Annotated in this window: 9 protein-coding genes (1 of these 9 running past the window's edge); 4 read left to right on the top strand and 5 right to left on the bottom strand. The window is 68.1% G+C overall.

The genetic code is table 11. The features are described 5' to 3' along the window. Positions 1-227, bottom strand: the beginning of a protein-coding gene (gene tyrS / locus ASD72_RS06475; RefSeq protein WP_056879127.1) for a tyrosine--tRNA ligase. 982 nt of this gene lie to the left of the window's left edge; 227 of the gene's 1,209 nt are visible here — the first part of the coding sequence; it begins with the start codon at positions 225-227; its stop codon lies off the left edge, out of view. A 183-nt stretch (positions 228-410) separates the two neighbouring features. Between tyrS and ASD72_RS06470 the strand changes: the two genes are divergently transcribed. Both ASD72_RS06470 and ASD72_RS06465 read left to right on the top strand, forming a co-directional pair. Continuing rightward, entirely contained in the window at positions 411-1,874 is a 1,464-nt protein-coding gene (locus tag ASD72_RS06470; RefSeq protein ID WP_056879126.1) for a peptidoglycan DD-metalloendopeptidase family protein, read from the top strand. A 73-nt stretch (positions 1,875-1,947) separates the two neighbouring features. Beyond that, positions 1,948-3,078, top strand: coding sequence for an anhydro-N-acetylmuramic acid kinase (locus tag ASD72_RS06465; protein ID WP_056879125.1), 1,131 nt, complete (start codon positions 1,948-1,950; stop codon positions 3,076-3,078). Here the strand turns inward: ASD72_RS06465 and ASD72_RS06460 are convergent. Genes ASD72_RS06460 through ASD72_RS06450 form a run of 3 tightly spaced genes read right to left on the bottom strand, consistent with a single transcriptional unit; the run spans position 3,075 to position 5,459 of the window. Beyond that, the gene (locus ASD72_RS06460; protein WP_056879124.1) at positions 3,075-3,302 is read right to left on the bottom strand and encodes a hypothetical protein; all 228 of its coding nucleotides are present in this window, start codon (positions 3,300-3,302) and stop codon (positions 3,075-3,077) included. The two genes, ASD72_RS06465 and ASD72_RS06460, sit on opposite strands and share 4 nt — an antisense overlap. A 52-nt stretch (positions 3,303-3,354) precedes the next feature. After that, positions 3,355-4,689 carry an MFS transporter gene (locus ASD72_RS06455; protein WP_343123677.1) on the bottom strand — a complete coding sequence of 445 codons (1,335 nt, stop codon included), beginning with the start codon at positions 4,687-4,689 and terminating at the stop codon, positions 3,355-3,357. After that, a complete protein-coding gene (locus ASD72_RS06450; RefSeq protein ID WP_056879123.1) occupies positions 4,689-5,459 on the bottom strand; it encodes an exodeoxyribonuclease III in 771 nt (256 codons plus the stop codon). Before ASD72_RS06450 ends, ASD72_RS06455 begins: the two co-directional genes overlap by 1 nt. A 112-nt stretch (positions 5,460-5,571) precedes the next feature. Between ASD72_RS06450 and pyrE the strand changes: the two genes are divergently transcribed. Together pyrE and ASD72_RS06440 are read left to right on the top strand one after the other, a co-directional pair. Then, complete coding sequence (pyrE, locus tag ASD72_RS06445; protein ID WP_056879122.1) at positions 5,572-6,243, top strand: orotate phosphoribosyltransferase; 672 nt, start codon at positions 5,572-5,574, stop codon at positions 6,241-6,243. A 17-nt stretch (positions 6,244-6,260) separates the two neighbouring features. Then, positions 6,261-6,941, top strand: a complete 681-nt coding sequence (locus ASD72_RS06440) for a hypothetical protein (RefSeq protein WP_235577951.1) — start codon at positions 6,261-6,263, stop codon at positions 6,939-6,941. 61 nt (positions 6,942-7,002) lie between these two features. On the opposite strand, the gene ASD72_RS06435 is transcribed toward ASD72_RS06440, so the two are convergent. Continuing rightward, positions 7,003-9,333 (bottom strand): phosphomannomutase/phosphoglucomutase, encoded by a 2,331-nt coding sequence (locus ASD72_RS06435; protein ID WP_081420183.1) that lies wholly within the window; start codon positions 9,331-9,333, stop codon positions 7,003-7,005. Positions 9,334-9,336: the final 3 nt, after the last annotated feature.

Raw genomic sequence — 9,336 nt, 5'->3', positions numbered from 1 at the left:
CCGGTGAAGTCGCCGATCAGGAAGATCACCTGATGGCCGAGGTCCTGGAACTGGCGCAGCTTGTTCAGCAGGACGGTGTGGCCCAGGTGCAGGTCCGGGGCGGTCGGGTCGAAGCCCGCCTTCACGCGCAGCGGCCGGCCCAGCTTCAGGCGGGCCTCCAGGTCTTCGGGCTTGAGGATTTCGTCGGCGCCGCGGCCGATCAGGGCAAGAGCTTCAGCGGAGGACACAGGGGAGCAGTTCCAATCAGGGGGCCCGTGAAGGGCAAGTCAGTGAAGTGAAGTTACCGTTAAAAGAAAGTAAATAGTGATACCAGTCAAAAAATCCAATTGACTCAATGGTTTGACGCGAAGTCTTCGCGTGTCTATGGTACGCCGATTGGGGCTTCGCCTTGGCCCCGGGGTGCAACCTTGATGCAAACTCATGGGGGCGGCAACAGCCGCAAGCAACAGTTCCGCGAACGCCTCGGGGTGCTTCGCGACACCACGCTGCACCAGCAAGTGAAACGGCACCTGCCCGAAGGCCGCTGGACGCGACGCCACTGGATCCACGCCAGTCTGTTCACGACGATCGGCGTGATGATGGCCACCATCGTGCCGGGCTTCTCGAGCGCGATCCAGGCGCCGGTGTCCCAGCCCCGCAACACGCTTCTGCTCGAACTGCCCGAACTGTCCGCCGCGCGCCAAGCCGGCACCGCCGGCGACAGCTGGCAGGTCGTGCGGGTGAAGCCGGGGCAGACCCTGGGGTCGATCTTCGAGGAGCTGGGCATCCCGGCGGGCACGCTGCACCGCATTCTGGACAACGCCGACGCCAAGAAGGCGCTGACGCGCCTCAAGCCCGGCACCGAGATCGCCTTCGACCTGCCGGTCACCGGCGGCCTGCGCACCCTGCGCTACGACCGCGACCCCAGCCACCGGGTTGAACTGGTCGTCGGAGCGGACAAGGTCACCGAACGGGTCATCGCCCGTGAAACCACGACCCGCACCGTGGTGTTGAGCGGCGAAGTGGGTCGTTCGTTGAACCGGTCAGCGCGCAAGGCGGGCCTGACGTCGGCGAACATCAATTCGATGACCGACGAGATCTTCAAGTACGACATCGACTTCAACTCCGACCTCGGCCCGGACGATCGTTTCAGCGTCGTGGTCGAGCAGACCTGGCGCGAGGGCGAGCTGATCAGCACCGGCCCCGTGCAGGCCGCGACCTTCACGGTGGACGGCAAGCTGCATTCGGGCTTCCGCTTCACCCGCCCCGGTGGCAAGCCGGAGTACTTCACGGCCGCGGGCCGGCCGCTGAAGAAGAGCTTCATCCGCATGCCGATCCCGTACGCGCGCATGAGCTCCAAGTTCGGCGCGCGTCGCCACCCGGTGCTCGGCACGATGCGTATGCACAAGGGCGTGGACTACGCCGCGTCGACGGGCACGCCGATCATGGCGGCCGGCGATGGTCGCGTGCAGTTTGCCGGCTGGCAGGGCGGCTACGGCCGCACCGTCATCCTCGATCACGGCCGTGGCCACACCACGCTGTACGGACATATGTCGCGGCTTGGCAAGATCAAGCAGGGCCAGCGCATCCCGCAGGGCACGGTGATCGGCTACGTCGGCACGACCGGCCTGTCGACCGGCCCGCACCTGCATTACGAATTCCGCATCAACGGCGTGCACCGCAACCCGTTGTCGGTGACGATGCCGCCGCCGGAGCCGCTGTCCGGCCCGCAGCTGGCCGCGTTCCGTACCTACACCTCGAATGCACTGGCACGCATCCGCACCGTCGAGGACATCATCTACGCCGATGTCGGCCCCGCGGAAGAAGCAGCCAAGCCCGCCACGGCGGTGGCGACAGCCAAGCCGGCGACCGGCAAGAAGAACGGCAAGGGCTGATCGCCGCGCACATGGCGGGAAGCCAGAAAAGGCGGGACACTGTCCCGCCTTTTTCTTTGTCCGCGAATCCCGCATGACGACACCTGCTTCCGACGAGCTCTACCTGGGATTGATCTCCGGCACCAGCGCCGATGGCATCGATGCCGCGCTCGTCAGGTTCCAGGCGTCGACGACGTGCCTGCGGTGCGAACTCGTCCACGGCCGCACCTTTGCGTGGGACCCCGCGCTGCGCACGCAGCTGGTCGCCCTTGGCCAAGGCGCCGACAACGTTTCACTGGATGCGCTGGGATCGCTGGATGGCCGCACGGCAAGCGCGTTCGCCGAGGCCGCCCTCGCCCTGCTGGAAGAGGCCGCCATACCCCGCGGCCGCGTGCGCGCGCTCGGTTCCCACGGCCAGACGATCCGCCATCGCCCGCATGCCAACCCGCCGTTCACCTGGCAGCTCGGCGACGGCAACGTGATCGCCGAGCGCAGCGGCATCGACACCGTCGCGGACTTCCGCCGCCGCGACGTGGCGGCGGGCGGGCATGGCGCACCGCTGATGCCGGCATTCCACGCCGCCCTGCTCGGCTCGCCCCACGAGGATCGCGCGGTGCTGAACCTGGGCGGCATCGGCAACTTCACCCTGTTGCCGGTGGCGGGCGACGTGCGCGGCTTCGATACCGGCCCCGCGAATGCGCTGATGGACGCCTGGTGCGAGCGCCATACCGGCCAGCCGTACGATGCCGGCGGCGCCCTGGCCGCCAGCGGCCGGATGGATGCGGCGCTGCTGGCCCGCCTGTTGGCCGAGCCGTGGTTCGCGCTTGCGCCGCCCAAGAGCACGGGGCGCGAGCAGTTCCATCTGAACTGGCTCGACGCGCGCCTCGGCGATGCCACGCTGTCACCGGCGGATGTGCAGGCCACGCTGCTGGAACTGACCGCCCGCACCGTGGCCGACGCGCTGCAGATGACGCAGCCGGATACCCGCCGGGTGCTGGTCTGCGGCGGCGGTGTGCACAACGCTGCGCTGATGGCGCGATTGGCGGCGCATCTGCCGCAGGCCGTGGTGGAGTCCACCACGGCGCATGGCCTGGATCCGGACTATGTGGAGGCGATGGGCTTCGCCTGGCTTGCGCGGGAAACGCTCGCGGGACGGCCGGGCAACCTGCCCGCGGTCACGGGCGCCGCCGGTCGCCGCGTGCTGGGCACGGTGTTCCCGGCCTAGAAGCCCTTTCCGGGCGGCACGTCCTTCAACGCGCTGATGGCGTCGGCCAGCGCGTTGACTTCGCGGTCGCTCAAGCCGCCACGGACCTCCGATTCACAGACGAACAGGCCCTGTTCGAGCAGATTGAAGATGGTGTCGTGGATCGGCCAGCCGCGCGCCTGCGACACGCGCCGGATGCGCTCGGCCAGGATCGGATCCACGTCCTTCAGCACGATGTCGGTCATTGCCCCGTCCCCTGCATGTGCATGCCCCATGGGCAGACTGTAACGCACGCGCTCAGTCGGCCGCCGTTCCCACGGACCTGTCGACCCCGCTGGCGGGCGCGTGGTCGCCACCGAACCGGATGCGCGGTGCGAGCCAGAAGAACAGCAGCACCGCGGGGATCGACACCAGGGCCGTGATCCAGAAATACACGCCGTAACCGGTGTGCTCGACAATGCCGCCGGACACCGCGCCCAGCAGTTTGCCAGGCAGCATCACCAGCGAAGAAAACAGCGCGTACTGGGTCGCCGTGAAGCGCTGATTGACCAGTGCCGACAGGAACGCCACCAACGTCGTGCCTTGGAACCCCTGGGCCAGGTTCTCGCCGGAGATCACCAGCGTCAGCCGCCAAAGATCGCCGTCTGCGCCTATCAACCACACATAAAGCAGGTTACTGACCGCGCCCAGCACAATGCCCGCAAGCAGCGGCCACTTCACGCCCCAGCGCGCGATCGCGATGCCGGCGATGAAGACGCCGACGATGCCCATCCACACCCCCCACAGCTTGGACACCGTGCCGATCTCGGTCTTGGTGAAGCCCTGGCCCAGGTAGAACGGCGCCATGATGCCGCCGCCCAGCGATTGGTCGGATACCTTCGCCAGCAGGATGAATGCCAACAGCGCCAGCGCCAGCGCCGCGCCAAAGCGCCGGAAGAAATCCAGGAAGGGCTCCACGACACCCACGTACAAGCCTTCGCTCCAGGTCGTCACCTGCACGCGAAGGACTTCGGGTTCGCGCGACATCAGGACCGCAACGACGGGTATCAGCATGACGGCCGCCATGGTCTGGTAGACCAGCGGCCATGGCACGTGATCGGCCATCACCAGCGCCAGCATGCCGGTGATGATCAACGCGATTCGGTAGCCGAGCGAGTACGTCGCCAGCAGTGCGCCCTGGGATTCCTGCGGTGCGATCTCGATGCGGTAAGCATCGACGGCGATGTCCAGTGTCGCCCCGGCGAACGCCGTCATCAGGGTGATCCCTATGAACGGCCCCAGCCGAACCGGCGTCAGTTGCGCCATCAGCAACAGGCCGATGGTGACGACGACGAGCGCGAGCAGCAGCCAGCCGCGCCGCTGGCCGAGCCGTCCCAGCAGCGGCAGCCGCCAGCGGTCCACCAGCGGCGCCCACAGGAACTTCAGCGTATAGGTCAGGCCGGCGCTGGCGATCAGGGTGATGTTCTTCAGTTCCAGGTCGTTTTCGGTCAGCCAGTAGGCCAACGTCAAACCGACCAGCAGGAACGGCATGCCCGAGGCGAAGCCGAAGAAGAACATCGTCCACGCCGACGGCTGCGCGAACGCGCGCCAGACGGAGGGTTTGCCGGGCCGTTCGCTGGCGGAGGTCGTCATCAGGTGTAGTCCACCGTGAAGGGGGCATGGTCCGAGAAGCGCTGCTCACGATAGATCGAGCAGGCTTTCAGGCGATCGCGCAGCGAGGGCGTGACGAACTGGTAGTCGATCCGCCACCCCACGTTGTTGGCGCGCGCGGCGCCGCGATTGCTCCACCACGTGTAGTCCTGGCCTTCCGGGTGCAGCGCGCGGTAGGCATCGACCCAGCCGCCCTCGTCCACGCACATGCCGTTCAACCAGTCGCGTTCCGGCGGCAGGCAACCGGAATTCTTCTGGTTGCTGGTCCAGTTCTTGATGTCGAGCCGGCTGCGCACGATGTTCCAGTCGCCGCACAGCACATAGTGGCGACCGCTGCGGCGCCATTCGTCCAGCACCGGTGCCAGCCAGTCCATCACCTTGAACTTGAAGCCCTGGCGCTCGTCGCCCGACGAACCGGACGGAATATAGAAAGACACCACGCTCAGATCGCCGAACCGCGCCTCGATGTAACGGCCCTCCTCGTCGAAGTCGGGCCAGCCCAGCGCGGTGCGGACCTCATCCGGCTCGCGTCGCGCGTAGATCGCCACGCCGCTGTAGCCCTTCTTGGTGCTGGCGTCGCGGAACCAGGCCTTGTAGCCGGCCGGCAGGAATTCGGGACCGGCCAGCTGGTGTTCCTGCGCCTTGGTCTCCTGCACGCACAGCACGTCGGCTTCCTGCGCGGTGAACCAGTCGAAGAAGCCCTTGGTGGCCGCCGAGCGCAGGCCGTTGGCATTGAAGCTGATGATGCGCATGTGCACTACGTTCGTCGGAAACCGGGCAAGCGTACCCGAACCGGCGCCTTCACCGCGCGACGTGCACGCCCGGGCGGTTATCCTGTCCCCATCCTGTTCAGTCCGTGCCCCCATGACCGACCACCGTTCCCGTTTCCTCCAGCTCGCACTGCACGCGCAGGCCCTGCGCTTCGGCCAGTTCACGCTGAAATCGGGCCGGCAGAGTCCCTACTTCTTCAATGCCGGGCGCTTCGACAGCGGTGCCCGCCTGGCCGGGCTGGCCGCGTGCTACGCCGATGCCGTCGAAGGCGCCGGGCTGGAGTTCGACCTGCTGTTCGGGCCGGCCTACAAGGGCATCCCGCTGGCGACCGCGCTGGCGTGCGAATTCGCCCGCCGCGGCCGCGACCTGCCGGTGGCCTTCAACCGGAAGGAAGCCAAGGACCACGGCGAAGGCGGGCTGCTGATCGGTGCACCGCTGGAAGACCGCCGCGTGCTGATCGTCGACGACGTGATCACCGCGGGCACCGCGATCCGCGAGGCCCTGGGCCTGATCCGCGCCGGTGGCGGCCAGCCGGCTGGCATCGTGGTGGCGCTGGACCGGCAGGAAGTACTGGGCGAACCGGCCTCGGGCAGCGCCCGCCGCTCCGCCGCGCAATCGGTGGCGGAGGAAACCGGCGTGCCGGTCGTGGCCGTCGCCAGCCTGCATGACCTGCTTGCTTTTGCCGGTGAAAGCGCCGACCTTGTCCACCATCGCGACGACCTGCTGGCCTATCGGGCCCGCTACGGCAGCGCGACCCAGGACTGACGCAGCAGGGGGCTGCCATGACCGTCCGCATGCCACTGATATTGGCCCTCGTCCTGGTGGCGCCTGCGGCGCTGGCACAGGACAAGGCGCCCGCGAAGAAACTGTTCTGTTGGCAGGAGAAAGGCCAGCGCGTCTGCAGCGACGCCCTGCCTGCCGAAGCCGTCAATGCCGCGCGCGAAGAGATCAGCGCGACCAGCGGATTGCGCACCGGTGGCGTGGACCGCGCGATGACCGAAGAAGAGCGCGCCGATGCCGCCATCGAAGCGCAGCAGCGCCAGATGGACGCCGCCGCGGCGGAAACCCGGCGGCGTACCGATGCGGCCATGCTGCTGTCGTACCGGAACGAAGAGGATCTGCGGCGCGTGTTCAGCGAACGCGTCGCCATCGTCGACAACAACGTGCGTACGGCGCGCTACAACGCGGTGAGCCTGCGCGAAGGCCTCGTCAGCCTGTTGCAGACGGCGGGCAACCAGGAACTGGCCGGGCGGCCGGTGGTGGCCGAGCTGGCCACCAACATCCGCCAGCGCCATGCCGAGCTGGTCCGCACGCGTCGGCTCCAGCACAGCTTCGAAACCCAGCGCGCGGAACTGGATGTCGAGATCACCGACATCATGGAGCGCTACCGCGCGATGAAGGGCACCAGCCCCGACGCGGTGGAAGAAGCGGCCGGACAGACGTCCGCGCCCTCGCGCCGCTGACGCCCGGAACGACGATGCCGGGACATGCCCGGCATCGTTCGAGAAACATGCTTCCCAGGCGTTAGAACGTCATCGTCAATTCCGGCGCCAGCGCCTGCAGGCGCGTGCGGAATTCCGTCTTGATCCGTTCCAGCGCCTCGGCATTGTCCGCCTCGAAGCGAAGCACCAGGATCGGTGTGGTGTTGGATGCGCGCACCAGCCCCCAACCGTCGTCCCAGTCCGCGCGCAAGCCATCGATGGTCGACAACCGCGCACCTTCGAACTCCACGCCGTCGACGAACCGCGCGACGATCTCGTGCGGCGTGCCTTCGACGACATCCACCTTGATCTCCGGCGTCGATACCCCGTCGGGCAGGGCCGTCAGGACTTCGGAGGGCGCCTCCGGCCGGTTCGCGAGGATTTCCAGCAGGCGGGCCGCCGAGTACAGGCCGTCGTCGAAGCCGTACCAGCGCTCCTGGAAGAAGAAATGGCCGCTCATCTCGCCCGCCAGCTCCGCGCCGCTCTCGCGCATCTTGGCCTTGATCAGCGAGTGCCCGGTCTTCCACATCATCGGCGTGCCGCCATGGCGGAGCACCCAGCCCTGCAGCTTGCCGGTGCACTTGACGTCGTAAATGATCAGCGCACCCGGGTTGCGCTCGAGCACATCGGCCGCGAACAGCATCAGCAGGCGATCCGGGAAGATCACCGCGCCTTCCTTCGTCACCACGCCGAGGCGGTCGCCATCGCCGTCGAACGCCAGGCCGATGTCGGCGTCGAAACGCTTCACCGTCTGGATCAGGTCTTCCAGGTTGTGCGGTTCGCTGGGGTCCGGATGGTGGTTCGGGAACGTGCCGTCGACCTCGCAGTAGAGCGGGATCACGTCGGCGCCGATGGCTTCCAGCAGCTGCGGTGCGATGTCGCCGGCCACGCCGTTGCCGGCATCCACGACGACCTTCAGCGGCCGCTCGAGCTGCACGTCGTCGGCGATGCGCTGGATGTAGTCGGTCGAGATGTCGCGCTGCTGCAGGTCGCCGGGCACGTTGGCGATGTACAGGCGATTGTCGCGGATGCGCTCGTAGAGGTCCGTGATGGCGTCACCGGACAGTGTCTGCCCGCCGACCACGATCTTGAACCCGTTGTAGTCCGGCGGATTGTGGCTGCCGGTAAGCGCCACGCAGCTGCCGGCACGCAGGTGGTAGGCGCCGAAATAGGCCACCGGCGTGGGGGCCAGTCCAATGTCGATGACGTTGCGGCCGGCCTTGCGCAGGCCGCTGATCAAGCCGCCGACCAGGTCCGGGCCGGACAGCCGGCCGTCGCGCCCGACGACGATGTCGGCGAGGTCTTCGTCGCGCATCACCGAGCCGATCGCCAGGCCGATCAGTTCGGCCACTTCGATGCTCAGCGTCTTCCCCACGATCCCGCGGATGTCATAGGCCCGGAAGATGCCCGGATCCACCTCGACCGTCGTCCGGGCAGGTCGCGCGCCATCGTCGCGCTCGCCCGCCTGGCGCGGTGCCACCGGCGTCGGCGGCGGTTCGCGCAGGAGCGCCTCGCCGAGCGTGGGCTCATCGCCATCGACGCCTTCGGCCTTCTTCCTGCCCAGCGCCGGCAGGCGAATGCCGCCACGCGCCACCAGCAGCGCAACGATCGCGAGGACGCCCATCAGGACTGCCGCCACCATGGCGGGGATCGCGTCCAGGCCAAGGGGACCCGGCTCGCTGTCCGGCACGGCCGTCGCCACGCGCAGACCGGTCTTTCCAACGGCATGCGCCATGCGTTCCGCGCCATCCTGCAAGCCGCTGTTGCCGCGCTCACGCACATTGAAAGCGCCCTGGCGCAGGGCCAGGTAGCCACCCGGCGGCGCCTGCACGCCATCGAAGCCCACCGTCAGCAGGGGCAGGGGCAGGCGCACGTAGGCCACGCCCTGCGGCACGGCCGCCGCGAGCCCGAACACCGTGGTCTTGTCTTCCTTCAGCACCCGGGCGGCGATCTGATCGCTCTGCATTCCGGCCTCCAGCAAGGCGAGCTTGCTGTAGCCGAAGGCAGGCGCGTCCTGGTAGGCCGCTTCCAGGCCGCCGTCGAAGATCTCCACGTGCTCGACGCCCGTCCATCCCTCGCGCAGCGCCGCGGTGGCGGCGCCGGTGTCGCCCGCGGCCAGCGCCTTCTTGACCGGCTCGGACGCGAGTCGCCGCGCCAGCTCCTGGCTCTGCTTGTCGTAGGCGCTCTGCACCGCCGTGGCCGCGGCGTCGCGTGCGTGCTCCATGTCGGTCAGCAGGCGCGCATCGCGCCATTGCCGCACACCGCTCCAGCCCAGCAGGCCCGCCAGCAGGACCAGCAGCACGGCCAGCAGCGGCAGCGCGCGCTGCAGGTCGCCCACGGGCATCCGCGCACGGCTCTTGTTCGTCGTTTCCATCGG

Source organism: Pseudoxanthomonas sp. Root630 (assembly GCF_001427585.1).
Taxonomy (GTDB): Bacteria; Pseudomonadota; Gammaproteobacteria; order Xanthomonadales; family Xanthomonadaceae; genus Pseudoxanthomonas_A.
Note: the sequence above shows the minus strand (reverse complement) of the source record. Positions and strands in the feature narration are given on the sequence as shown.